Origin of the sequence: Candidatus Hinthialibacter antarcticus, from assembly GCA_030765645.1 — a bacterium.
GTDB classification, from domain to species: domain Bacteria; phylum Hinthialibacterota; class Hinthialibacteria; order Hinthialibacterales; family Hinthialibacteraceae; genus Hinthialibacter; species Hinthialibacter antarcticus.
Genome location: JAVCCE010000030.1, coordinates 21,024 through 47,675, shown reverse-complemented (window position 1 = coordinate 47,675; position 26,652 = coordinate 21,024). Strand labels below are relative to the sequence as shown.

21 protein-coding genes and 2 tRNA genes are annotated in these 26,652 nt (G+C 51.4%); 9 read left to right on the top strand and 14 right to left on the bottom strand.

The genetic code is table 11. From position 1 onward, the window contains the following. Window positions 1-121: transposase (locus P9L94_07955; protein MDP8243998.1), on the top strand; the 121-nt coding region annotated here is incomplete at its 5' end. 58 nt (window positions 122-179) lie between these two features. Beyond that, window positions 180-407, top strand: coding sequence for a hypothetical protein (locus tag P9L94_07950; GenBank protein MDP8243997.1), 228 nt, complete (start codon window positions 180-182; stop codon window positions 405-407). An 810-nt stretch (window positions 408-1,217) separates the two neighbouring features. On the opposite strand, the gene P9L94_07945 is transcribed toward P9L94_07950, so the two are convergent. The 10 genes from P9L94_07945 to P9L94_07900 all read right to left on the bottom strand — a co-directional run bounded on the left by P9L94_07945 (window position 1,218) and on the right by P9L94_07900 (window position 14,202). Beyond that, window positions 1,218-2,546, bottom strand: coding sequence for a Gfo/Idh/MocA family oxidoreductase (locus tag P9L94_07945; protein ID MDP8243996.1), 1,329 nt, complete (start codon window positions 2,544-2,546; stop codon window positions 1,218-1,220). Window positions 2,547-2,714: 168 nt separating this feature from the next. Beyond that, window positions 2,715-4,568, bottom strand: a complete 1,854-nt coding sequence (ilvD, locus tag P9L94_07940) for a dihydroxy-acid dehydratase (protein ID MDP8243995.1) — start codon at window positions 4,566-4,568, stop codon at window positions 2,715-2,717. Window positions 4,569-4,642: 74 nt separating this feature from the next. Continuing rightward, a complete protein-coding gene (locus tag P9L94_07935) occupies window positions 4,643-6,397 on the bottom strand; it encodes a hypothetical protein (GenBank protein ID MDP8243994.1) in 1,755 nt (584 codons plus the stop codon). Window positions 6,398-6,406: 9 nt separating this feature from the next. Beyond that, window positions 6,407-7,432 carry a phosphoribosylformylglycinamidine cyclo-ligase gene (gene purM / locus P9L94_07930; protein MDP8243993.1) on the bottom strand — a complete coding sequence of 342 codons (1,026 nt, stop codon included), beginning with the start codon at window positions 7,430-7,432 and terminating at the stop codon, window positions 6,407-6,409. 143 nt (window positions 7,433-7,575) lie between these two features. Beyond that, window positions 7,576-10,092 carry a carboxypeptidase-like regulatory domain-containing protein gene (locus tag P9L94_07925; protein ID MDP8243992.1) on the bottom strand — a complete coding sequence of 839 codons (2,517 nt, stop codon included), beginning with the start codon at window positions 10,090-10,092 and terminating at the stop codon, window positions 7,576-7,578. Window positions 10,093-10,354: 262 nt separating this feature from the next. Further along, complete coding sequence (locus P9L94_07920; protein MDP8243991.1) at window positions 10,355-11,053, bottom strand: YggS family pyridoxal phosphate-dependent enzyme; 699 nt, start codon at window positions 11,051-11,053, stop codon at window positions 10,355-10,357. 86 nt (window positions 11,054-11,139) lie between these two features. Continuing rightward, window positions 11,140-13,035, bottom strand: a complete 1,896-nt coding sequence (locus tag P9L94_07915) for a hypothetical protein (GenBank protein MDP8243990.1) — start codon at window positions 13,033-13,035, stop codon at window positions 11,140-11,142. A gap of 102 nt (window positions 13,036-13,137) precedes the next feature. Continuing rightward, window positions 13,138-13,959 carry a hypothetical protein gene (locus tag P9L94_07910; GenBank protein ID MDP8243989.1) on the bottom strand — a complete coding sequence of 274 codons (822 nt, stop codon included), beginning with the start codon at window positions 13,957-13,959 and terminating at the stop codon, window positions 13,138-13,140. A 53-nt stretch (window positions 13,960-14,012) separates the two neighbouring features. Further along, window positions 14,013-14,089, bottom strand: a tRNA-Asp gene (locus P9L94_07905). A 39-nt stretch (window positions 14,090-14,128) separates the two neighbouring features. After that, window positions 14,129-14,202: transfer RNA gene (locus P9L94_07900), tRNA-Val, on the bottom strand. A gap of 261 nt (window positions 14,203-14,463) precedes the next feature. On the opposite strand from P9L94_07900, the gene P9L94_07895 reads away from it, so the two are divergent. The 5 genes from P9L94_07895 to P9L94_07875 all read left to right on the top strand — a co-directional run bounded on the left by P9L94_07895 (window position 14,464) and on the right by P9L94_07875 (window position 18,389). Continuing rightward, a complete protein-coding gene (locus P9L94_07895; protein ID MDP8243988.1) occupies window positions 14,464-14,766 on the top strand; it encodes a hypothetical protein in 303 nt (100 codons plus the stop codon). Between the two features lie 38 nt (window positions 14,767-14,804). Beyond that, window positions 14,805-16,874: a single-stranded-DNA-specific exonuclease RecJ gene (gene recJ, locus P9L94_07890; protein ID MDP8243987.1), complete on the top strand. Its 2,070-nt coding sequence runs from the start codon at window positions 14,805-14,807 to the stop codon at window positions 16,872-16,874. After that, window positions 16,871-17,656 (top strand): glycosyltransferase family 2 protein, encoded by a 786-nt coding sequence (locus tag P9L94_07885; protein ID MDP8243986.1) that lies wholly within the window; start codon window positions 16,871-16,873, stop codon window positions 17,654-17,656. Before recJ ends, P9L94_07885 begins: the two co-directional genes overlap by 4 nt. Window positions 17,657-17,683: 27 nt before the next feature. Continuing rightward, on the top strand, window positions 17,684-18,061 hold the full coding sequence (gene crcB / locus P9L94_07880) for a fluoride efflux transporter CrcB (protein MDP8243985.1): 378 nt from the start codon (window positions 17,684-17,686) through the stop codon (window positions 18,059-18,061). Window positions 18,062-18,137: 76 nt separating this feature from the next. Next, window positions 18,138-18,389 carry a hypothetical protein gene (locus P9L94_07875; GenBank protein MDP8243984.1) on the top strand — a complete coding sequence of 84 codons (252 nt, stop codon included), beginning with the start codon at window positions 18,138-18,140 and terminating at the stop codon, window positions 18,387-18,389. Between the two features lie 89 nt (window positions 18,390-18,478). Here P9L94_07875 and P9L94_07870 read toward each other — a convergent pair whose 3' ends face one another. After that, on the bottom strand, window positions 18,479-19,087 hold the full coding sequence (locus P9L94_07870) for a prepilin-type N-terminal cleavage/methylation domain-containing protein (GenBank protein ID MDP8243983.1): 609 nt from the start codon (window positions 19,085-19,087) through the stop codon (window positions 18,479-18,481). A 745-nt stretch (window positions 19,088-19,832) separates the two neighbouring features. Here P9L94_07870 and P9L94_07865 point away from each other — a divergent pair. Further along, on the top strand, window positions 19,833-20,813 hold the full coding sequence (locus tag P9L94_07865) for a hypothetical protein (protein MDP8243982.1): 981 nt from the start codon (window positions 19,833-19,835) through the stop codon (window positions 20,811-20,813). A gap of 7 nt (window positions 20,814-20,820) precedes the next feature. Here the strand turns inward: P9L94_07865 and P9L94_07860 are convergent, their stop codons facing one another. The 3 genes from P9L94_07860 to mutS form a co-directional block, all read right to left on the bottom strand. After that, window positions 20,821-21,450, bottom strand: coding sequence for a prepilin-type N-terminal cleavage/methylation domain-containing protein (locus P9L94_07860; GenBank protein ID MDP8243981.1), 630 nt, complete (start codon window positions 21,448-21,450; stop codon window positions 20,821-20,823). A gap of 133 nt (window positions 21,451-21,583) precedes the next feature. Continuing rightward, complete coding sequence (locus P9L94_07855; GenBank protein MDP8243980.1) at window positions 21,584-23,062, bottom strand: glycosyltransferase family 39 protein; 1,479 nt, start codon at window positions 23,060-23,062, stop codon at window positions 21,584-21,586. 260 nt (window positions 23,063-23,322) lie between these two features. After that, a complete protein-coding gene (gene mutS / locus P9L94_07850) occupies window positions 23,323-26,016 on the bottom strand; it encodes a DNA mismatch repair protein MutS (GenBank protein MDP8243979.1) in 2,694 nt (897 codons plus the stop codon). A gap of 97 nt (window positions 26,017-26,113) precedes the next feature. On the opposite strand from mutS, the gene P9L94_07845 reads away from it, so the two are divergent. Then, window positions 26,114-26,614 (top strand): tetratricopeptide repeat protein, encoded by a 501-nt coding sequence (locus tag P9L94_07845; GenBank protein MDP8243978.1) that lies wholly within the window; start codon window positions 26,114-26,116, stop codon window positions 26,612-26,614. Window positions 26,615-26,652: the final 38 nt, after the last annotated feature.

The following is a 26,652-nucleotide window of genomic DNA, read 5'->3' as shown; positions in this document are numbered from 1 at the left end:
CGAAGGAACCAACAACAAAATCAAAACCATGAAACGCCAAGCCTATGGATTTCGAGATCAAGAATTCTTTAAACTCAAAATCATGGCCATCCATCAATGTAGGTACTCATTTACCGGATGAACCATAATTTTGTACTATAATCATGTCGAAGGAAAACCCTCTACCGGAGCCGATTCAAATGAAAACCGCTGAAGAAGTGATCCAACTCATCCAAGAACTGCCGGAAGGCGAACGTAAGAAAGTACAAGAGTTCGTCGCCGCCAGCGAAGACGAATTTCTGGAAGAAAACTACCCGCCGAAAGACATCGCGAAAATTCTAAAAGCAGGCGCCGAAGCGGAAAAAGGCATTAATGTTGAAGAATTTTCATCTATGGCTAAAGCGCGCAAATCGCTTGGCCTGGGTTAAAATCAATGCGGATACGGTTCCATAAAGATTTTAGAAAAGGGCTCAAAAAATTAACACCCAACCAAAAAATTCGAGTCGGTGAAACTCTCGAGTTCTTTGAGAATGATCCTTTTGATCCCATCCTAAAAAACCATGCGTTAAAAGGAAATCTTCTTGGATACCGAGCGATTTCGGCGGGAGGAGACATCAGATTGATTTTCAGAGAACAAGACAATTACGTCTACGTTTTATTCATATCTGTCGGAACTCATAATCAAGTCTATTAATGAGGAATTTTTTTTGTATTATCATTAAGGACTAGACGCTATCACGTCCTTGGCTCGGCGCTCGCCAATCCATTCCAAATTTTTGGAGAAGAAAATGAATAACTTCAGCTATTACAAAGCACTTTCCAAAGAACACTCCTGTTGCACTTAGAACTTGAAACTAAAGGTCTTTCAGGTGTTGAAATCATCATCACGTTGACCAAAGAATTTAAAGATAAAGTCCAAGAATAATGAATATCCTCAATGTACTACCTAACTAAAGTCAAGGTAGGGTGGGCTGCTTCGCCTGCCTGCGGCAGGCGAAGCAGCCCACCACCAGAATCCGATAACATTGCTTGCTGAGCTATTTGATGCAGCGAACGAGCCGAAAGCGTTTCTCTCGATCCGGGCAGGCCACGACATTCATGCGGTTTCAAGAGTAGAATACATCGCAGGAATCCAGTCATTTTTAGATGAGCATTTTGTAAATTAATAGAGGCGCCTGTGCATAAGGGCCTGAAAGCCCGCACTGAAGCGAAGAGAGATACACCCACGCCTTATCATCTCATATCGTCGGCAATTGATAGGGCTTTCGGTATTGGCGCTGAAGCAGCGCGTTCGCTTCTGGGACATCACATTTTTCAGAAGCCGCGTCGAACACCAGTTTGCGCCCGCCTAACTTGAGTGAAATGTTCGCCAGATGGACCCAAGCGCAACTGATGTGGCCCTCTTCAACATCGGCGTTTGCGCGCTTGCGTGAATGCAGACATTCATAGAGATTGTCTTTGTGAGGCTCGTCGGGAAACTGACCATGAGCCTCTGCGACAACCTGACCGTCTTTGCTGAAAACCTGCCAGCCGCTGCCGTGCCGCCCGACCATCATTAATCCCTTTGATCCATAAATTTCAATGCGGGTTGCGTTGTGCTGCCAAAGGGGGAACTCGCTGCGGTTGCGCATGTCTAAGGTGGTTTTTTGCATGTATTGCATGTTCTGCGTGTTTTCGATGGTCACAATCTGATTGTCAAATTCGAGAACCGCGCACTGCGTGTCAGGCACTTCACGGTCATCGTCGAAAGCGAAGTTTCCGCCGGTACAATACGCGCTCTTGGGGAAGCGTTGATTGAGCAGCCAACGCGCAATGTCAATTTGATGTACGCCATCGTTCATCATGTCACCGTTGCAGAAATCCCAGTAAAAGAGCCAGCCTTTGCTGGCATAAACATAGGCGTATTTCTCGCGGGCCGCGCCCAGCCAAACGTCTAGATTGAGTTCTTTGGGAGGCTGGAGCGTTTCGTCTGCATGAAACGGGCGGTCAGATTTCATATTAAAAATTTTGCAGAGTTGAATGTCGCCGAGTTTTCCACTGCGGATATATTCAGCCGCTTCATATAAATAGGGAGCGCTGCGGCTTTGCATACCCACTTGTACGACCCGGTTATATTTGCGGGCGGCTTCGATCATCTTTCGCCCTTCAACCAGGTTGTGGCTCATGGGCTTTTCTACATAGACGTCTTTCTCGGCCTGACAGGCGAGAATGGTTGCGAGCGCGTGCCAATGGTCGGGGGTGGCGATCATCACCATATCGACGTTCTTGTCATCCAACATACGGCGGAAATCGGTATAACGCTTGATATGGGGATTGTGTTCTGCTTTCGCCCACTCGAATTCCCGCGCCCCACGGCGCGGGTCAGGATCGCACATGTAAGCGAATTGAAAGCGCTCATCACGCGAATAGGCGCGAAACAGCATCAGGCCGCGGCCTCCACAGCCAACCAGACCGATGCGGATTTTATCATTGGCGCCAAGAACCTGCCTGGGGTTGCCTGCAAGCATCGCGGCGGAAAGGCCGATCATGGGTTTAGTGGTTTGGGACAAGAAGGTTCGCCGTTTCATCGTTATCGTCTCACAATCGTTGAACTGTTTCCATCACATTACCATAGAACAAACGCAAGGTGAATCGGTTTCTAAAACGCGATTCAATGAACATAAAATTCACCGATCACAAAAAAAGCCTGACCACTACAGGCCAGGCTTTTGATTGAATCAATGGCATTAAAACCGTTATACTTTTTTCACCAAACTCAGATCGCGGACGGCGCCCTTGTCGGCGCTTTGCGCCATCATCGAATACGCCTTTAAGGCAGTGGATACCTGACGATTGCGTGTCGCGGGCATCCAGGCCTTGTCGCCTTTGGCTTCCATCTTTTCACGGCGTTCTTCGAGTTCCGCATCCGAAATAGCGATTTGCATTTTGCGGTTTGGAATGTCGATTTCGATAGTATCGCCTTCCTCCACCAAACCGATGTTGCCTTTTGATGCGGCTTCGGGGCTGACGTGTCCAATCGAGAGGCCTGAAGTGCCGCCGGAAAAGCGCCCGTCGGTAACCAACGCGCAGTCTTTGCCTAAACCCATCGACTTCAGGTACGAGGTCGGGTAGAGCATTTCCTGCATTCCCGGGCCGCCGCGCGGGCCTTCATAACGAATGACCAACACATCGCCTGCTTTAATTTTTTTGCCCAGAATGGCGTCGACCGCGTCTTCTTGCGACTCAAAAATCACCGCTGGGCCGCTGAATTTCCACACGCTTTCATCCACGCCCGCCGTTTTAACGACGCAGCCGTCCGGGGCGAGGTTGCCATAGAGAATGCCCAAGCCGCCGTCTTTGGTGAATGCGTGTTCAACGGAACGAATGGCGCCATTTTCGCGGTCTGCATCCAAAGCGTCATAGCGTTTGGATTGTGAAAACGCGACCTGGGTCGGGACATTGCCTGGAGCGGCGCGGTAGAACTCTTTGACTTTCTCGTCCGCCGTTTGGGTAATGTCCCATTTGTCGAGCGCTTCGCCTAAGGTGGCGCTGTGTACTGACCGAACATCGCGATGGATCAATCCGCCCCGGCTTAACTCAGCCAGAATCGCCATGATGCCGCCAGCGCGGTGGACGTCTTCAACAAACACTTCCGTCGAGGCCGGGGCGACCTTGCAGATACAAGGCGTCGATTTTGACAAACGGTTGATGTCGTCCAGCGTAAAATTGACTCCGCCTTCCTGGGCGATAGCGAGCAAGTGGAGGATGGTATTGGTTGAACCGCCCATTGCAATATCCAACCGCATCGCGTTTTCAAACGCTTCGAATGTGGCGATGCTGCGCGGCAGGGCGGTTTCGTCATTTTTTTCGTAATAGCGCTTGGTCAAATCAACGATGATTCGTCCCGCGTTTAAAAAGAGTTCCTTGCGGTCTGAATGGGTCGCGACCACGGTGCCGTTGCCGGGCAATGCCAGGCCAATCGCCTCATTAAGGCAGTTCATCGAGTTCGCGGTAAACATGCCCGAGCACGATCCACAGGTGGGGCAGGACGAGCGCTCATAGGCTTCGGCGTCTTCGTCAGAGACATTGGGATCGGCGCCTTTGACCATGGCTGAAATCAGGTCCAACCGCTTTTCGCTACCTTCGACCACCGCTTTGCCCGCTTCCATCGGGCCGCCAGAAACAAACACGGCGGGAACATTAAGCCGCATGGCTGCCATCAACATGCCGGGCGTAATTTTGTCGCAATTGGAGATGCACACCATCGCGTCGGCGCAGTGGGCGTTGACCATATATTCGACGCTGTCGGCGATCAGGTCGCGCGACGGCAGCGAATACAACATGCCGCCGTGGCCCATGGCGATGCCGTCGTCGATAGCAATGGTGTTAAATTCTTTGGCGACGCCGCCCGCCGCTTCGATCTCACGCGCAACCATTTGACCAAGGTCTTTTAAGTGAACGTGACCGGGGACGAATTCGACGAACGAATTGACTACGGCGATGATTGGTTTCCCAAAATCATCGTCTTTCATTCCAGTGGCGCGCCAGAGAGAGCGCGCTCCGGCCATATTGCGTCCGTGAGTTGTAGTTCGGGATCTATAATCAGGCATGATTTCCTCGCAAGTATTTTGTGAAATATGAATGACTTATTTTGCTATCGAAACGCCCTCAATAAAAGGGGCGGCTACTCCACCACTACGATTGGCATTGTGTTCCAACGGCCTAAACGCCATTGGCGCCAATCATACCGGGTCGATGCCAGAGAACCATCAAAAACAAATTTCAATCTCTGCGGGCGCAATTGTTCGTCGGATTCTAACACGATCACATCAAAGGCGCCTGCATTGATTCTCTGCCCATTGGTAAATTGAAACGTCTTTTTGCTTCGCCAAACAGAATCATAATCGCTAAGAGTCCAATTATTTTTGAGATTAACAATCATCTCGTTTTCATCGGTATTAAGAAAACTAACATTCAAATCAGGCAACAGTGTATAAACTCGCGCAATTGTCTTTTCATCAACCGTTGGTTTGTGAAGAAAAGCATAATAAAAATGCCAGGTTGAATTTGGCGTCCCCATTAGAAAAATACTGTGGTTTTCATTAAGTTGGCTGAATTGATACTCTGAAACCGCACGGAGCAAATCTGCTTGTTCATTTTTGGGTTTATCCGCTTTTTGAAACATCGAATAAGCGGATAAAGCCAAAGCAAATGTTACGACGATTGACATGGCCAATTTCGTCGTTGATGGATTGATCAAATGCGATAAGCGTTCATGCCAATAGATAACGACTATCGCGAATAATCCGCACACGCCAAAGGCAGGGATATAAAATAATCGCTCAATATTCGTTGACCATGTATGAGCGCATAATGGAACCAATGACAGCAGGGTTGCGAAAAGAAGAAACCGCGCAACCGGATTTGTTTGAATAACAGGAAGCAGTAACACAAACAACAGCGCGCCGATACTCAGGCCTATTGATAATGAGTAATGAAAGGCGTCGGGTATGACAAGCGATTGAAGCAGCGCTGGATAAGTTTGAAAAACAGCAAGCAAAAATTCGCCGACGTTCAATGGTGATACATACAAGCCGGAATGTTGGACTCCATACCCGAACAATTCATAGAGAATTTTCCATACAATTGTAATCACCATATACGGCAGCAATGACAAGCAGCGTTTTTTGCCCGAACGTGGATCAATAAAAACCGTATAAGCAATCAGAAACGCTAACGCGCACACGCCGCTTTCAGACGACAACAGCGCCGCAAGAAATGAAAGAAGCGCGGCAATGCAAAAGCGTTTTTCACCAGTGCGCCAACGATGATGGCAATAAAGCGTCGCGAAGACAAACACCGCGCTGAGCAGGGCATTTCGTCCGGCGATCCATGCTGCGCCCGCAAGACAATCATTGAGAGCGAAAAACACCCCCGCAAGCAACGCAACCTTGCTTGGGAGAAATAAACGAAATGTGAATATCGCAATGGATACCATCACAAAAAGCCACAGCGCATTGTGAAGATGCATGATGAATGGCGAACCCGGCCACAGTGTATAATCAAGCCAGTGCGTAATTCCACTCAGCGGACGAAAAAAGCGAACCCGCAACTCGGGGTGCGTCCACCAGGGCATAACGCCGCGCTCAACCCAGTGTTGAACCTGTTCGCCACCGTCGGCGAAATTGAATAATTCAAACATAGCATAGTGAAAGCGATTTGAAGGAGGAGAATTATCAGGCAGCAGCCACGCGGCGCGGGCGTTGGTCTCTGCTGAATCCATCAGCCAGGTTCGCTGAACGAAGTCGTCGCCATACCAGCCGTCGTTAAATGAGTGAGCGATGAGCAGCAACGGCAACAGCGCTAAACAATACGGCAGCCAGGGCGCATCAAGCGCTTGCCGCAACTGTTGCAACCGCTGCTGCACCCATTTCACCATTTTATCAGATTATTCAAAGTTCATTCGGACGCCGTCGCCCGGCTCGATCTCGCCGATCTTGCACCCTTGCGGCAATTTCGTCGCGAGTTTGACTGCATCGCAGGGCGAGACGATGAAGATCAGGCCGATGCCCATATTGAAGACTTTGTACATTTCGTCGCGGCTGACGGCGCCCTTCTCTTGCATGAGTTGGAACACCGCAGGCGGCGTCCATGCAGAGGCGTCAACGCGGGCGGCGCAGCCGTCCGGCAATACGCGGGGGACGTTGCCCTCAAAGCCGCCGCCCGTAATATGGGCGATTCCTTTGATCTTGACGGAACCTTTCACCGCGTTGAATTCTGGCAGATAACAGCGGTGCGGTTCGATCAGCGTCTTGCCCAATGATTTGGTGAAGCCGTCCGGCGTATCATCAACTTGTAGCCCGGCTTCATCAAACAACACCTTGCGGGCCAGCGTATAACCGTTGGTGTGCAGTCCTGACGACGGCAAGCCGAACATCACATCGCCCGGTTTTATTGATTGCCCGTCGATGATGTCGTCTTCATCCACCACGCCGATGATGGTTCCCGCGAGGTCGTACTCATCTTTCGCATACACGTCTGACATCTGCGCGGTCTCGCCGCCGATCAGCGACACGCCCGCCGCCTTGCAGGCTGCGCTCATGCCTTCGACCACTTGCACCAGCACCGAATCGTCGAGCGTGTGGCAAGCGTAATAATCGAGAAACAACAACGGCTGGGCGCCGCAGGTGAGGATATCGTCAATGCAATGATTGACTAAATCGGCGCCGATGCCGCTATGGTCGCCGCACATTGTGGCGACTTTGACTTTGGTGCCGACGCCGTCAACGCTCGACACCAGCACAGGCTTTTTGAGATTGAGGTTCGCCAGCGAATAGAGGCCGCCGAAGGCGCCGTCGCGATGGAGTACGCCAGGCGTGAAAGTGTCGCGCGCGAGTTGGATGATACGTTTTTTGACGCGGTCGCCAGCGTCGATATCAACGCCCGCCTGGGCGTAACGGGATGGTTCAGCCATGAATTGGTCCTTAACCTAAATTACGGACAGAGCCGCCCCACAGTTTACCGCGTGAGCACAACTGGTTGTAGCGGTACACGCAGTAACAAATAATCGACTTTCTTTAGGATCATATAGGGCTGTTCAAGAAAAAATATTCTAAACTACTGATTCACATATCGGGTTTGCAGGTTGGCGGCGGTGACCGGGCCGATTTGGGTTTTCCCGCCCGCCATGACAGTGACGCTGGTCAAGACGCCGATTGGCGTGTACGACTGGCTGGCGACTTCGAAGAGATAAAACACGAGGTCGTGTCCGCCCGGCGGCAGGTTTTCGATATTAAATTGATTGTTGCTCGCTGGGAACACGCCAATACCGACGACTTCGACTTTACCGAGTTGCGTCCCGCTGGGGGCGACGAACTGGCCGTAGATCGAACCAGTCGTCTCGGTGCGTTTCAGTTCGACGTTTTGCACTTGTATCTCTTTGGAGGTTTCGACCACGGTAATGATTCCAGCCTGGGGATCGTAGCCGTCCGCATAAAAGCGCAAGCGGTAGCGCCCATACTCATAAAATGGAACTTCATAGGTTCCGTCATAGGAATTGATCTGGATTGAGGTGAGGTAAGGCCGGGCGCGCTCAGCCATAGGGACCGATTCGACGTAAATGCCGAGTTGATGAATTGGTTCGCGGGTGTCAGCGTCGATCACCCCGCCGGTGACGCGCCAGGTTTTGGAGGTCAATACGACATCCGCATTGAGCGTGCCTGTTTTGACCTGATACAACGCACCGCGCTGGGTCGGGTTGCCTGGGCCGATGAATTCCAAATCATACACACCAGCGTGTAGGAAATGCGTTGAATTAGGCGTATCTTCCGACTTTCCAAAAGAGTACACACCGTTTTCATCGGTGTTGGCTGTGAAAACACCGTATCGCTGATTGCGTGCATAAACGATACTACCACTTATTGGCGTCCCTGATTGGTTTGTCACTCGTCCTCGGATAATACCTTTTTGTGTAGGCAAAACTAATGTGACATTTTTGGATTCACCCGGCTTCAATTCGATTGTTTTTTGAACAAATTGGAATTTTGTAATATCGCGGTCGGGCGGTTCCAACATAGCAGATATTCGATATTGATATGTTGACAAAGGCGCCTTGTCGCTTGAAGAAGGAATGGCTGGTAGCGTGATCGAAAATTCGCCATCAGAACCAGTCGTCGTCTGACTTCCGGGAACAGTTGCCATTAAAGCGAGATCAGGTGAATGTACATCAACCATCGCGCCTGCAATTGCGGCGCCGCTTTCGTCAACGACGATTCCTTCTACGGTGCTTAGACCGTTGAGCGTAATCGTAAATGGTCCCAACTCGCCTTCGTTTGGATCAAACGGCTCGCTTACGCCGCTGCCAAGTTCTTTATGAACCGCGGCGATGCGGCTCTCTTTGTTTGAAGTCGGCGGCAGGTTGTATAAGGTAAAGTTGCCCTGCGCGTCAGTGGTTGTTACGTCTTCTTCCAACATAAAATTCTTATGAAGAATCGTTGGATAGGGAGTCAGATAAACTGTCGCATCTGGAACAGGACTACCATTCGCGTCAACGACGATCCCTGAAACGCTGTATCCCCTCACCAATTCGAAATTCACATCACGCGCGTGTTTGTCAATCACGCGCACAACGCGAGACCTCTGTTCGGGGACAACATGAAAACTATCATCTTTTGGCGCCAGTTCAATTGTGTAACTAGATGGGAGCAAATCGGGAAACTCGTAGTAACCATTTTTGTCGGTTGACACAAACTCTTGGCGAATAACACTCTTGCTCGTGGCAGTCAGACTCACCCATTCAACGCCTTTTTGGGTATCGCGATCTACCACTCGGCCGGAGATGGAAAAATAGGGGCGGTTTAATTGAAGAGATATTTTTTCTAAGAATGGCGGCTCGACAATCTTTGTCGCTTGGCCTTCGTCTGTGTATCCCTGATAGGATGCGCTGATAGTAAGTCCCGCATCGGGCGGGTTAGGTTCGAAGTAGCGCCCGCGAATATCCGCAGTGACGCTTTTGCTCCAAAAGCCGCTATTACTCTTGATTTCAATCTGTGCGAATAAGACCGGCCGGTTGGCATTGTCGATCACTTCGACAAATAACGCGCCTTCGGGAATCATAATAAAAATATTTTGATTGTGATCTCGATTGAGTATCCCTCCAACCGAGTTATAGCCAGGATATGACAACGTAGCGCTAACAGATTGAATATCGCTAGGCAACTTTGCAGTGAACCGCCCATCGCCTTCACTCGTCTCGTCGGTTACTTGTCCATTCAAGTTGACTGCCACGCCCGCCATTGGCTTTTGGTCGACCGCGTTAAACACATGCCCCGCCCACGAGCGTTGACTTGCACTTTGAATTATCGGTGTTAGCGAATTCACAGCGTCATGTGCTCGCTGAATCGGGTCGAACGTTTCAAGATTTGACGGCTGGCTCTCTGTTGCGTCATCAAGATTTGCTGTGATTGCTTTTGCTGTCGGCGTTGGCTTTGAAACGACCTCAAAGGAATCGGCAGGCGGATTCTCCGTGTCTGTTACCACAATTGTGCTTTGTTCAGGCGAATAGACCACCACCCCGCCGATAATCGCGATGATGAGTAAAACCAATAATAGAGAAATTACAATCGTTGAACGCATGAATTGATTACTTTACTCTCCCAAAGTTCGGGAGGAGTTAGAGGTAAGATGTAGAAGCCGTCTCAAAAATACTTGATCTTTGGTTGTATGTTGCATGGGTACAACTCCGCTCGCTTCAGTGCGGGCTTTCAAGCCCCTATGCACAGGCGCTCCCAGAGTTGCACCCATGCCAAAACGGGTTTGTCAATTTCAGATACGCCGAATTACTTCTCGAACGCATTAATTGAGATGGCTTATTGTAATGTATCGCAAACTGAATTCTTTACCCATAGTTGCGGGCGCCGAAGATTGCCGTGCCTATTCGAATTAACGTGGCGCCTTCCTCAATCGCAACGTGAAAATCGTGGCTCATGCCCATTGAGAGTTCAAGGCGCTGCCCTGGCGGAGACAAATTGACTTTGTATCTCTCACCCAGTTCTCTTAACTTTGCGAAATAGGGACGCACTTTTTCCGTGTCTTCTTCATAAGGCGGGACGGTCATCAGCCCTCGGCATATTAAACGCGGAGCGCTTTCTAAGGCGCGTATGAGCGTCTCTAATTCGTCATCGCCAACGCCGGATTTTTGTTCTTCGCCGCCAACATTCACCTGTAGAAGAACGTCAATCGTCCGGTCAAGTTTTTCCGCCTCAATTTGAAGCGCCGCGATCAAGCGGTCACTATCGACGGTGTGAATCATCGAAACCAGCGGCAAGACTTTCTTAATCTTGTTTGTTTGCAAATGCCCGATGAAGTGCCATACAAGCGGCAGATCGCTGAGCGTCGGGATTTTTTGCGCGGTTTCTTGTACGCGGTTCTCTCCGAACACAAGTTGACCAGCAGCATAAGCAACACGTACGGCCTCAGCTGGATGCAACTTGCTGACGGCTACAAGTTTAACATCCTCTGGGTCTCGTCCCGCTTGAATACAAGACTCGGACATCTGCTGCCTGATTGTTTCAAGGTTGTGTTGGATCGTAGTCATAGTTGTAATCGTAAATTATTTTTGTGCATAAAAAAGGGGGACGCATTCGCGTCCCCCTTAACTATCTCAATTCAACTTCTCCTCCGTTATTGTTTTGGAGGAGAAATGATTTCCATATCAATCACAACGTCATCCGGGAAGAAGTACGCTGAGTTGACCGGGAACGGGAAGGACGGTCCAAAGCCCGGAACATCGTGGGTCGCGCGGTCTGCGCTAACGGGAGCCGGAGCGAAGCGGGTTGAGTCGCCGCCCGCAAACACGCCGCCGAAGCCGTCCGTCAAGAACGAACCGATACGAACGCCAGTTGTACCCACCGTGCTGCCGGAGTTATCAACGCCGTACAAAGGCTTGCCGCTGATTTCAACTTCGAGGTCACGTGCGATATCGAAGCCAAAGCCGCCAAATTCAAGAGCGTTGAATGGCCCAATCGCATCGACGAAGTCTTCCGCCAGGGTCTGACCCGCGAACGGTACGCCGTGGATGATGCCGTCGCCTGTTAACAAGGCCACGCCAGCCCATGCGGTTCCGGCTTGGTTCGGCAATAATTCGATGTCTTTGAACGGAAGCGGATCAGCGCCTCCCGGTACGAACGGCGCATCGCCCGTGCTAATCGCTGGAGCATCGCCAACCACGCGAACCACACCGTTTGAAAGCAGCACGTACGCGCCAGTTCCAATGATGTCGCTTGCAGCGGCATATTGGCTGTTGGCCGGAGTCGTATCATCGCCCAGGAAGAGGCCGCCGCGGTAAACTTTGAAGCCAACCGCTGTGACGCCGCCCGAAAGGCCAAGATCAACTTCGAGAGCCGCATTGGCGTTGCCTTCCGCATAAATCTTGCCTGTGCGGTCGAGGACATAGAAGCCATTGTTGCCAGCCGGCTCGAGATCAATCAATGTTCCGTCATAAAGCCCAGTGCTTGGGAAGTAATTGATTGGAATAATATCGGATTCAAACGTACCGAACGATCCAATGGTTCCACCCGATGGGGTGTCGCCATAGAAGCCGTTGCCGTTTGTATCAATACCGCCGCCTTGTTCGTTGCCAACAGCGCCGAGGCGAGCGTTGACAGGCGGGAACGGCCCGATTGTACCTGCGAGAAGGAAGTAAGCGCCTTCACGGGACAAGCCATTGTTGCGGCTCCATTCGCCCGAAAGTTCGACGTCGCGAGCGACAGGAACGAACTGGAAGCCAAAGTCGTTACCCAGGAACAAGAAGAGGAACGGCCCCAAGGCTGCCGGATCAGGCACACCGTCGCGGACGCGGGTATTGAATAAGTTACCAGCAGCATCTGAGAGGCCGGTATCGAACGCCAAGTTGGCTGAGCCGCCCAAATGTGAGCCACCCACGACATCATAAACCAACATACCGAGTTCTGGGTTCACGCGAACCACTGTCGGAGTCGGCGTCGGGATTTTAGTGGGGATCAGTATCGGCGTCGGCTGATCGCCAGGCGTCGCTGTCGGGCCAACCGGTGTGTTGGTTGGAGCAACCGGCGTATTCGTCGGAGGCACAGGCGTAGCCGTTGGCGTTTCGCCGCCGGTCTCTGGCGTCGCTGTTGGCGGAACCGGAGTATTCGTCGGAGGAACAGGAGTGTTTGTTGGAGGCACTGGAGTCGCGGTCGGCGTCTCGCCACCGGTCTCTGGCGTCGCTGTTGGCGGAACCGGAGTATTCGTCGGAGGCACAGGAGTCGCGGTCGGCGTCTCAACACTCGTTTCCGGCGTCGCTGTTGGCGGAACCGGAGTATTCGTCGGAGGAACAGGCGTCGCGGTCGGCGTTTCAGCCGGAGATTCTGGCGTCGCCGTCGGAGGAACAGGTGTGTTTGTTGGTGGAACAGGTGTTGATGTCGGTGTTTCGACTGGAGTCTCAACTGGAGTCTCAGTAGGCGTTTCGCTCACTTGCGCAGAAGCAGGCAGAGCGATCCACCCAACCGCACACACGGCCACAACAACCATAACCCAACGCTGGAATAAATTGCGATACATAAAAACATGCCTCCAAATCGTTTAGAGAACAATCCCCACTACGTTACGACATTTTGGGGGATTCGTCTAGCTCTTTTTGCAAAAATGTAAAAAAACAATCCCTTACGGGATCGTTATGGTAATCTCTGGTGATGCTGGTCGACTTTCAGTATTCTCTTCAAAACTGCCATCATCGTTAATTACGGTCATTGCGTCTAACACAATGGGGTCTTCAAACGAAATCGTTGTGTCACCGCTCTGACCGATGACCTGGAATGTGATTGTCGCGATTCGGGCATCTCCACTGAAGCCGAATCCATCCTCTGGCGGATGACTTCGGGGCAGCAGGACAACGGCGATATCGTCGATCAACCCTTTAGCGGAACTCACCGCCGGGTCTTCAAATATCTCAACACTTTCAGGATAGGTTTGAAAATCACTAAATCCATCGGTGTTCGGGTTGCTGGTCCAGTATAAGTCTGTTTGGTTGATTCGGGCCATCAGCGTATTGATGTCATCCATATCAATCACGCCGGAGGGAACCAAATCGAAGTAATCATATTCGGGGTTGCCGTTGGTTTCATCAAGTGTGGCTTCAAACCGTTCGGCCAAAGTCAATACATCCGCAATATTAGAGCGCCCGTCGAAATTGACATCGCCGACCGTTTCATTGATGGAAACGACTTGTAAGACATTGGGGTCAAACCGCAAATCAACTGTCAAACCGGTTAACGAAACCGCATTATCTAGAACCAACGTCGCGGTAAACAGACCATCGGTGATAACGGGTTCCGAGCCAAGGGTTGATTCGGTTTTGTTGTCGTCGGAGGCTGAAAAGTCAAGAATAAATGAGGCGGCGTCATTTTGCCCTGCGTTTACTGTAGGCAAAACGGCCAAACAGATGAAAAGCGCTAAAAAAGCGGAGAAGCGGTTTCTCCGTATCATACGACCATCCCTCCATCGCCGAATTCATAAACGATGACGTTCCCGGTTGACAATGGCGGGGCCGACGAGACTCGAACTCGCGACCTCCTGATCGACAGTCAGGCATTCTAACCAACTGAACTACGGCCCCGTTTGGGTATATCCCATTGTCAACCGGGAACCTCTAATTTGGGTAAGACAGGAATCGAACCTGTGGCCTCCTGCTTGTAAGGCAGGCGCTCTAACCAACTGAGCTACTCACCCCTCGTTTTACGAACCATACTATATCGGCGGATGGCAATTGGTGTCAAGTCGAATTTCATCAAACTCAGCGTATTTTCGACAGTTAGTTGCTCATCGGTTATTGCGGAGGCGCGTAAATATACTCTTTATCCAACAATGCCGATATCCCTTCGGTTCGACGAGAAGGAACTTTACAGACTCGACTACTGAATCTGACGGAAGGAGTATATAGTTTGTTCGCAAATTGCCAAGACATGAAATCAAAAATAATTGTGATTTTTTATGAGAGAGCCACGGCGCGACCAATATAAAAAGCGACGGTCGACGAAAGACCGTTTTGTCAGCATATTACATGGTCAACGGGAAGAAGAAGTAATTACGCCCTGGTATCGTGAACGACGCAACTATCTACCCTTACTCGCCATATTCATGTTTATCGTATTGTGGTACGGACTGCGCATCTTGCAAGAAAACAATTTTCTCGAAGACAATTCAAAAACGGTCGCGCCAATTACGGAACCTACGCCGCAGCCGACAATGGACTATGATGACGCCAAGCAAATATTTGGCGAGGATTCTAAATGAAGGGTTGAGGATTCGCCTCAAGGATAACGGGCTATTTCATGCTGTCTGAGTGGAAATCAAAGCCGTTTGACCGCGCTGCGGTCGACGCGATACAAGAACAGTTACAAATATCACCGCTTTTAGCGCGCTTGCTGTTTACGCGGAACGTCACAACACCAGACGACGCCCGCCATTTTTTATCATCTGAGCACGAGGCGTTTCCCGATCCCTTTCTTTTTACGGAAATGCAGGCCGCAGTCGACCGGATTCGCCAGGCGATTGAAAAAGATCAGCGCATTCTGATTCACGGCGACTATGACGCGGACGGCGTTACCTCGACGGCTATCGTCCTCGAAACGTTGTGGGAACTCGGAGCAACGGCGGAAAGCTATATCCCCAACCGTTTAACCGGCAGTTATGGGCTGCAACATGAGGCGATGGCGTCATTTGCAGAACAATGCGACCTGCTGATTACGGTGGATTGCGGGACCACGGCGGTCGACGCCGTCAAAGAAGCCAACCGCCTGGGGCTTGACGTTATCATTACTGACCACCATGAACCGGGAGACGAACGCCCGCCCGCAGTCGCTGTTCTCAACCCCATGCGACCGGAAGAAACCTACCCGAGCAAGTGTTTGAGCGGGGCTGGCGTCGCCTGGAAACTTGCCTGCGCTCTACGCCGCGAGTTAGCGGGAGACGACGACGATAGCGCCCAGATTGAACTCGCCGCCTTAGGCGCGGTAGCGGACGTCATGCCGCTGATTGGCGAAAACCGCTTGCTGCTCAAGAAAGCGCTGCCGCGTTTTGGCGCCGTTGATCGCCCTGGATTGTCAGCATTGATGGAATCCGCCAAGGTGCTTCCCAATCAAGTGTCCGCCTGGGACATTGGCTTTCGGCTGGGGCCGCGCATTAACGCCGCAGGCCGAATGGAAGACCCCAACATCGCGCTCGAACTGTTAATCACTCAAGATGAACAACGGGCTGTTGAATTGGCGAAAACGCTGCATCAGTTAAACCAAAAACGCCAAACCATCGAACGACAGACTGTCGATCAAGCCTGTAAACAAATTGAAGCCGACGGCATTTTAAGCCGATCCGATAAAGTGCTTTTCGTGGTGGGCGCCGACTGGCAACGCGGCGTCATTGGCCTGGCGGCCTCGCGTTTGTCGCAGCGTTATGGACGCTCGACCTTCGTGTTAACGCTTGAAGGCGGCGAAGCCCACGGCTCCGCTCGCGCCCTGGCGGGACAAAGTTTGGTTCCGCTGCTCGACTGCGCGCGCCCTCATGCGGTTTCATGCGGCGGGCACGAATCAGCGGCGGGGATGCGCGTACTGGCCGAAAACATCGAAGCGTTTGAAGCCGCGCTCTATCAGGCAGCCGACGCCGAATGGCAAGAACCGACCGCGCCGCCGATCTGGGTCGACGCGCCCTTGCCTCTCGAACGAATCGACGACGCCTGGATGAAAGAGCTCGCTCAGATGGAGCCTTTCGGTCAAGGCAATGAAGAACCCGTATTTTATGCGCGGACGCAACTCAGCGGCTACGGCGCAAAAATCGTCGGCAACAACCACTTGCAAGCCTCTTTTCAACATGCGTGTGGAATCATTCAATCAATTGGCTTTAATCAAGGCAAAAAACTCGAATCCCTGCCCCGTGAGGGCGAGGTCGAAATTTTGTTCCGTTGCCGCTATGAAGAATATCAGGGACGGCGCGATATCCGGCTGCATCTCAGCGACATTCGGCCCGCCGCGACTCCAGCGGTGACACAGCCAGCCCCCAAACCAACGCCGCGGCCCGTTGTGAAAGAAGCGCCCCCAACGACCAGCGCGCCTTCCGTTCAACTCACGGGAGACTCTACGCTTGACCGTAAGCAGTTGGGTGAGATTTATAAATTACTGCAAAATTGCTGCGCCGATCAATATACCGTGAAATCAGAAAACGCCTGGCTGTTGGCAAAAATACAAAAAATCTCACAGAATGATTTTGACCTTGCCCTGCAAGTGTTTAGCGAAATTGGGCTACTACAATTAAATAATGGAGAAATTCGCTTGGTTGAAGCCGCCGAGAAAAAAAGCCTGACCGATTCACCTACGTTCCGCGCGATTCAAGCGAAAGAAGGCGCCGCATGAGCATCTACATTTTATTGCCCGCCTATAATGAGGCGCTGAATATTCGTCCGTTGCTTGAGTCCATTGACCGCGAGTTTGAAGAATGGAGCAAGCGCATCGGCATCGACGAAGGCGTTGATGTGTTCCCCATTGTTGTCGATGACGGCAGCAGCGACGGCACAACCCAGCAGGCGCAATCCTACCAAGGCAACCTGCCCGTGACCGTTATTACGCACGAGAAAAACCAGGGGCTGGCGGCGGCGCTGCAAACCGGGCTGTTGCATATTCTAGGTCGATGCAACGACGACGATGTGATCGTCACCCTCGACGCAGACGGAACCCACCCGGCGCGTACGATCTATTCACTCGCGGATTGCGTCCACAACGGCGCAGAGATCGCCGTCGCGTCGCGGTACGCTAAAGGCGGAGTGGAGCGCGGCGTCAGTTTGATCCGTAAGATTTTGAGCCGGGGCGCGCGACTGACTTACCACCTGTTCCGCCCGGATATTCCCCTGAAGGATTTCTCCTGCGGGTTTCGGGGTTTCAAAGCGAGAATCCTGCGCCGCACTGTCGAAGAATGGGGCGAACGCTTATTTGAATCGCCAGGGTTCACCTGCACCGGCGAACTCATGTTAAAAGCGCTGCCGTATGCGAAACGCGACGCCATTGTTGAGATTCCCTTCGAGTTGCAATACGACAAGAAAGAAGGCGAAAGCAAAATGCCCGCCTTCAAAACCACCATTGGCACAATTACGCTGTTAATGCGCGCCCGAACATGGGCCCGGGTCGATTCACGCAACTAAGCCAATTGTCACAGAAGGAGCGTACCCTTGAAAAACGTCATACTCATCGCCGTCGCAGGCGCAGCGGGTACGCTTTCACGCTATGGGTTATCGACGCTGGTGAGTTCTATTTTGGGGTCTGACTTTCCATGGGGCACCTTCATCGTCAACATTGTCGGTTGTTTTTTATTTGGACTTATCTGGTCGCTTGAAGAACACCACTTAGCGCTCGGCCCCCAAACCCGGGTCATTATCCTGACGGGATTTATGGGCGCTTTTACCACATTCAGCACATTTATCTTTGAGAACAACCAATTGCTGTCCACTTCGCAGTGGATTCATCTATCTGCGAATTTGGTACTGCAAATTTTGATTGGTCTGGCGGCGCTGGCCGTTGGAATTCACGCTGCGCGCCTAGTGCTGTAACCCGAGCCTCTTCGGATGCGTTGATTTACAAGGTCGTTTAAATTTCATATCACATTGCATACCGGGACTGTTTATTATGGCCACAATTGTTAAACATATTCCAACGGGCAGGCGCTTTCTGCTGGTTGGAACCGGACACGACGCCTATCATCCCGAGCCGTCGACGATGCCGCCAAGCGGCGTGAGACAAATCAGCGAAGACGGACAAAACGCTCTTGCCGCCGTGTGCGACGAAGACGGCGCCATTTATTGGTGCGAAACCAAAGAACTCAAAGTCGAATCCGTCGACGGCCACACGCCTCAAGAAATTCTGGCAGAAAAACCGTAAATCATTTCATCCATTCTTACACAAAAAAACGCGCAAGGAATTTCCTTGCGCGTTTTGAATCAATCAATCAAGTAATCGGTCGAGTTCGGTTATTCGACCCTTCCGCCGGGACCAAAGACCGCAATGTCTCCAATACTGCGAACGCCGTTAGAGGAATCAAAGCGCATAGTGCAATCATCGCCGTTACTCCCACACAATCCCGTCGTCTCCACGTTTGGCCCAAAAGATTTGACGTACCAGATCACCGGACAACTTTGTGCGCTAGAGAGACTCATTGCCTCGCTTCGAGGCGCAAACGGTGAGAAATACGCATAATAATCGCCGCATAGCGCGGTGCCATTTCTCCCGCTTTTTGCAAGCGGCCCACGGATATACCGCCACCACGTCCATTTTGCGATGTCTTCCGGCTGTCCGCTATTTCCAACATACGACGGCGGAAACGAATCGTTGGGGATGCTTGATAAGTAGGCGATTGGCGTCGTTATCAAAAAAATGTAATGGCTGGGAGGATAATCGTTTTTATCGAGAAAGTATTGTTCCATCCCCATACTGATCGCTTTCAAATCAGCCTTGCAGCGCGCAATTTTCGCCCGCATCTGAGCGTTCAAAAAATTGGGGACAGCGATCGCGGCGAGGATTCCGATAATTGCAACGACGATAAGCAATTCAATTAACGTAAAGCCTGACTTTTTTCGCATTCTCTCTCTCTTTCACATTTTCATATATAAATAGACATAAACATATTTTGTTAATCCTAGCAAAAAATTGCTCAGCAATAAAGGAAAATCTGCTTAATTGATTGAATTTTCAAAATTACAATACCAAACCCTCGACTAAAGCCGAGGCGTCGCGAAGTGAGGGCAGACCTTGATGCAACGAAATCAAAAATATCAGCCCTGTAGGGGCGCAACACGTTGCGCCCGAATCCCCCCTGGCGCTTTCAGCGCCGTCCCCCCTTAAAAAGGGAGGGGGTAGTTGATTTTTTGAATTGCTGCCGGCTTCGCCGCCAGTCACCCCCCCGCCTAACCGCCCCCAATCTTTGGGGGCGGAACTTTAACGGATCACCACTATTTACCGCATCCGCGTCATTGCGAGCAAACGATCGCGACCGAAGCAACCTGTGACTATCAAACTAAAGTCCCAGAAATTGACAATAACCTTCCAGAACACAATTCATTTTGGTATCATGGTTAAAGAAGATTCATCCGGTAAGTGAGTACCTACATTGATGGATGACCATGATTTTGATTCCGACATTGACAAACCAATTCAGGCATGGGCGCAACTCTGTGAGCGCCTGTGCATAAGGGCCTGAAAGCCCGCACTGAAGCGAACAGAGTTGTGCCCATGCCGCACGCAGCGAAATAAAATAAGTATCCAATTTACGGAAGAACCTTAAAGAAGAATCATTATTCAATTTAAAGATTAATTGAGGATATCGCGATGAGCCGATTGCTGCTGCTATTCTTGTTCGTTCTTTGTTTCCCTTACGCGACGGAAGCGAAAGTTCCCGCGTATTCAGTTGATGAACACGGCGTCCACATTGAGGGCGTTGACGGGACGAATCCCGTCATTTATGACAACGACTGGTGGAACGACGTTTTCGATAGTTATTATGTCTGGGCGCAAGCGCACCTGGGCGCGGCTGACCTGCGCGGCAACATCATTACCCGCGACATGTGGGACCATCCTAACTATTTATATCCAATGCAGCGGTGCGTTGAAGATTGCAATAATGCCATCAAGACCGCGCGTTCTGCAGGATGGGAAAATATTCCAAATCCAGTTTTGGGCGCCGAGGCTGTGTTACATCCACCCGAAAGCCTGAAGATTGAAGAGACAAAATTCACGCCGAACGCAGGCAGCCGCTTGATTGTGAGCGAGGCCAATCAGGCGTCAAAAGAAAAACCACTCGTAATCATTGCGGGCGGACCGCTCACGACCGTCGCCATTGCCTTACTCGACGATCCAACCATTTCTGACAAGATGATTGTCTTTAACCTGACAACAACTGATTACGGCTATAACGGAAAAGACGGCTGGAGCGCCTTTATCGTCGCCAAGCGAGGCCAGTTGGTTGAATGGGGCGGCGGCGATTTTTGGGACAAAAACAGCGTCTTTCGCCCGGAGCATTTCGACCCTCTGCCCGGCAGCCCGGTTACGAAATTCATGAAAGAATTTATCCGCACAGACCTAGGCGCCGCTAATCAGATGGGCGACGGCGCCGCGCTAGTCTGGATGTACGACAACGGCTGCTGGACGGGCGTGGAAGAACGCGGCGCACAGTTCAAGGCGCCTGCGGCGCAATACCGCAACAACGGCGGTCAGGATGTGTTGGTTATTCCAAAACAAAACACCGGGTTAAACAAAACGCGCAAGGAATTCTTGCGCGTTTTGGGCCATACGAAATTATACAAAAACTAAGCGGTTATTACTGAATGCGTCCGCCAGGGCCGAAGACAGCGATGTCGCCAATACTGATAAGACCGTTGGTTGAGTCATAACGGAAGGTGCAATCGTCGCCCTTGTCCCCGCAAAGCGACGGCTGATTGACGTTGGGACCAAACGATTTGATCAACCAAGTGCTGTTACAACCTTCTGCGTTCGCCCGGCTTACTGCGGCGCTGCGTAAGAGAAACGGAGGAAAATACGCCCAATAATCAGCGCACTGAGCGGTTTTTAAGTCAGCGCTGCCGCCGACGTCAGGGTTATCGGTTCCATAGACATAGCGATACCAACTGACTGTCGCCCCCGGATTTGTCTGACCACCCGCGCTGGCGAAATCATACGACGGCGGAAAAATATCCTGTGGGACAGAAGACATATATGAAATTGGAGACGTCAATGCGCTCAATTTAAACGGAGGCGGATACATATTGTTATCCATCTGATACATTTCCATTGATGTCGCCATCGCTTTGAAATCAGACTGGACGTGAGCGATTTTAGCGCGCATCTGAGCGTTGATAAAATTCGGTACGGCGATAGCGGCGAGGATTCCAATAATTGCGACAACAATTAAAAGTTCAATTAATGTAAAACCTTCAGACTTACGGTTCATCTTTTTCCCCATTTCAACTTTTTTCGATCAATTTAAAATATTCATTCTAGTAACACAATTAGTTGTTTTACATGAAAAAGTCAAGCGATGAAGGTGGTAAATTCGACAAAAAGAATGCCGACACCAGAAGATACTAATGAATCACGATTAAAATAACATCGGATTTACTATGTTCGACTTCTTGATCTATTGGTACCGGAGTTGGGATGGAAGGGACCTGCCTGCCCGAGAAGTTTAGTATCTCTACATTTGGAGCATAACCAAAAAGCAGGTCTTCCAGCATCGTGAGATGCCCGCGATCAACCAAAACCACCGGCCTTATATGGCTCTGAAGATCGACAATGAAGTGCTGCTGAATGGATTGAATTGTAAAATGAGATTTTGCGTCTTCATTATTGACAATAATCTGCTCAATAGGGCGCCCCAAATAATATTGAACGCTATAGGGAATCTGGTCGCCAAAATAATAGAGTTCCGTTTTATCATCCAGCGACGCCAATACATCATCTACCTGCATGGCCACCGGCTTCATGCTTTTTCGGCTTTTTTTGCTTGCGACAACGATTTTACCTGTGCACACAAGCAAAAGAGCAAGCGCCAAAACTCCGATAAAATAGCGCTTTAACGTGACGGCTTCAAAAAAATCAAAAACGCCGCGACCAACCAACAGACTGATGGGGACGAATAACGGCAATAGATAAAGGTGAAGGCGCGATTCGCTGATGCAAAAAATGATGAAGGGCGTAATGATCGCCATCGAAAGAAGAAAATAATGAAGATAGCCGGGCTGAAAGATCGACCGGAAAACGCGGCTGCTTTTTTGGAATATTCTCTTGAAATGAAAGAGCAGAACGAGCGCCCACGGCATGGACCCAAATAATAGTATTGTTCCATAAACGGTGAAAATATTTGTCCAATGTGAATTGCGTTTAAAATGGTCGGTCAAGACTCTTTCATAGACTTCTGAACCCAACCAATAATGTAATAACCCAGGCGTTTGTATTGCTTCATAAATGTACCAGCCCAAGCCAATCACGATAAAACAAATAATTCCTATTGGTGAAAAGAGCGAAGGGCCGCCCTTTCCATTTCTCTTGCCGATATAATACGTCGGCGCAATGGCCAAAAAGAACAACAAGCCCGGCGGGCCTTTGGTCATAAAGGCCGCTCCCAGCGCTGACCACATTGCGATATACGCCCAGGCTTTGCGCTCGCTGAATCCGATCCAAAAAAAAAGCAAGACTAACGCTTCCCAAAAGGTCAATAAAGCGTCCGTCGAAACGATGTCGGATGAAACGGCGGGGTATAGCGATGTGCAATAAACAAGCGCACAGATTGGCGCGGCTGACGCTCCCCAGATTTTGTCAGCCAACCAGTAAACGCAAACTGTCGCGCCAATAAACGAAAACAACAAATATAACCGCACACCCCATTCGCCGCCGTCAGCGATATAAATACCCGCCGCAATCGCCCAATAGGTAAGCGGCGGCTTGGTCCAATGCGCATCGTTATTTAATGTTGGATGGGAAAAATCCATATTCACCAACATTTCTCTCGCGCATTCTGCATATCGGCCTTCGGTGGTTTCATAAAGGTCGCGATTGATATTCAACAAACCTATACAGAAAGCGATGAATATCACGCTCCAAAAGGCGAGTCTGCGTTGGCCGGCTTGGGAGAAAGGAGAAATCAACGAACCACCATCTACGGGAAGCGTTGCTTGTTGCATAAACGAGGAGAGTAAAGGAATGGTACTACTGACACGGGATGAAATAAAGCAGTTCATTCAACGACATCATCATTCTACTGAGAAAAAAATGCGTGTATGTTTATGTCCATAATTGGGGATTATTACGACAGAAAGAATCCCCTTTATTTCCCCTGCGCTTCGGCGGCGAGTTCGGCGAGCAGATTGAGGGCGTCCATTGGAGAAAGCGCGTTCACGTCCAAGTCGGCGAGACGGGCGCGTAAGGGTTCATCCATCATCGAGAACAATGAAATCTGAAATTCATCGCCGGGGTCTTTTTCTTGCGCTTGAAACGCGAGATGCTCGCCGCGTTCGAGGCGCTTGAGAATTTTTCGGGCGCGGTCAGTGACGCGTTTGGGAACGCCTGCCAGATCAGCGACGTGGATGCCGTACGAGTGGTCGGTGTAACCCGGCGCGATGCGATAGAGAAACGACACCGTCCCCGCGCTCTCCGACACTTGCACATGGAAATTCATCACGCGGGAGAGAATCTCTTCTAACGCCGCCAGTTCGTGGTAATGGGTTGCGAACAACGTCTTGACGCCCTTGCCGCGCAGCCCATGCAAATATTCGACAATCGCCCAAGCCAGCGACACGCCGTCGAAGGTCGAAGTACCGCGCCCGATTTCATCGAGGATCACCAAACTCTGCGCGGTTGCCCGTTTGAGAATATGCGCCGCTTCGCTCATTTCGACCATGAAGGTCGAGCGCCCGCGGGCGAGGTCGTCGGATGCGCCCACCCGGCTGAACAAGCGGTCGATCACGCCGAGTTTCGCCGACGCAGCGGGCACAAACGAACCCATCTGCCCCATCAAAGCAATCAACGCCACTTGGCGAATGTAGGTCGATTTACCCGCCATGTTGGGCCCGGTGATAATCGCCATCTGCTGCGAGTCCATATCCAACTTGCAATCATTGGGCACGAACTGGTCGACCACGGCGGCGCGTTCTAAAACCGGGTGGCGCCCCTCGTGAATATCAAGTACGCCGTCTGCGTTAACTTCAGGACGGCAATAGCGATAACGCGAGGCGGCTTCGGCGAGGCTCTGCAATGAGTCTAACCTCGACAAGGCGCGGGCGGCGGCTTTGATGCGCACTGCGTAACCGAGTACGGCTTGCAATAATTTTTGTAGGATTTGGTATTCCAACTCGCCGATGCGGTCTTCGGCGTTCAGCACCTTGGCTTCGAATTCTTTCAACTCCGGCGTGATGTAGCGTTCAGCGTTAGTCAGAGTCTGCTTGCGGATGTAATGCTCGGGCGCTTTGTCTTTGTGGAGGTTGGTGATTTCGATGTAGTAGCCGAAGACGCGATTGTAAGCGACCTTGAGCGAGGTGATCCCGGTGCGCTCGCGTTCTTCTTCCTGCAATTTGGCGATGTAGCCGCGCCCGTCTTTTCGCAATGACCGCAGTTCATCCAATTCGCTTTCGTAGCCGTCGCGAATCATGCCGCCCTCGCGCACCGTCAGCGGCGGTTCGTCCTGCAAGGCGGCGGTCAGCAGTTCGCGCACTTCCATCACAGGGTCGACCCACTCGCCGCCCGGCGGCGCGATTTGTTTCGCTTGCGGGTCTTCTTCGCGCTGCAGGGCGCGGCGCACCATGTCGGGCGCGTTGACGGTTTCGAGCAGCGTGTTGATCGAAGGGATTTGCTCCAACGAGACCTTAAGCGCAGCCAGATCGCGGGCGTTGGCGTTTCCGAACGTGACCCGGCCTAGCAGGCGCTCCAAATCATAAACAGACCGCAGCGCATCGCGCACCGTCTCGCGCAGGTTGGGATCGTTAACCAACGCCTGCACCATATCCTGACGCAGGCGAATCGACTTTTCATCAATTAACGGACGCACGATCCATTGCCGCAGCAGGCGTCCGCCCATCGCCGTGACCGTCAGATCAAGCACGCCCAACAGCGTATGTTTTTTTCCGCCGCCGCTGGCGCTGGTGATGAGTTCCAGATTGCGCTCGGTGTTCTTATCAACAATGAGAAACTGGCTGCGACGGTAGAGTTCGACAAACTGAATGTACTCCAGCGTCTCTTTTTGGTTGCCTTGCAAATAATGCAAAATCGCCGACGCGGCGCTCAGCGCCAACGATTGATCGGCGTCGCTGCCTTGCAGCCCCGGCGTGGGCGCAGGCTCGACCTCAAATTCTGCAAAGCGCTCGGTTGAGAACGCCATGCCCGGCGCGCTGGTCAATAACGCATCGCATGAAGAACGCAGCTGCTTTTGCAACTCGGCGTCGTCGCGCGAATCAGAATCAACAAGGAGTTCACTTGGTGCGAGAGTCGCGAGTTCAGCCAGAATCGAGTTCCAACCTTCCGGCCCGGTTTCCCAAGTGGCGCGGAATTCGCCAGTGGTCACATCGACGCTGGCCAGCCCCCAGCCCTGCATCCCTCCGTCGAACAGCGCGGCGAGGTAGTTGTTTTCTTTGCCGTCGATGACGTCAGAATCAATGATGGCGCCGGGCGAGATGGTGCGCACCAGTTCGCGGCGCACCAGTTTCTTGCCCTTCTGCGGCAGTTCCATCTGTTCGCACACCGCCACGCGGAAGCCCTGGCGGGTGAGTTTGTAGATATAATTTTGCGCGGCGTGATAGGGGATGCCCGCCAGCGGGACGCTCTTGCCTTGTCCGCCGCCGCGTTTGGTGAGCGCGATGTCGAGCGCCTGCGACGCAGTGACGGCGTCTTCCATGAACATTTCATAGAAGTCGCCGCAGCGAAACAATAGAATGGCGTCGCCGCATTTTTCTTTCATCTCGACATATTGCTGCATCATCGGCGAGAGATCTTCTTTGGCGTGCGGCGGCTGGTTTCCCGTTTTTGGCATCGTTATAAACTACAATCGTTGGAATACGCGATAAGCGCGGTATGATGAATCATACATACAGAGACCCGGCGAGAAAACCGCCGAACGAGCGAACAACATGAAACAACAAACATTATTATTATTGATCCCACTCTTTTTTCTACTGATCTCCTGCGGCGAGTCGCAAGACCAGGCATGGCTCCTCGCCGACCAGGCGACGGATGCGATGAAAGACGGTGATTGGCGACAGGCCGAAACCCTGCTCGCCCAAGCGGTCGAGATCGACCCCGGCTTCGCCGAAGCGCATATTGTACGAGGCTGCGCGTTAGAGCAATTGAAGCGAACAGACGACGCGCGGGACGCCTATCTTGATGCCCTCATTATTTATGACCAGCGCATTCAAAAAAAATCCCGCGATTTTCAAATCTATATTAACCGTGCGTTTCTCAAATTGGTGATGGATGACCCGGCTGGAATGGAAAATGATTTAACCCTTGCTATTGAGCATGGGCTTCAACCCGCCGTCGCCGATGTGATTCGTCAGAATGCGAACCAAGAAGTTGAAAACTGGCGGGCGGGAACCCCGGTGATTTCTCCCAACGAACTCGCAGGGCGATGAAATTGTTCATTCGGCGAGATGCCTAGCGTACGGTTTGT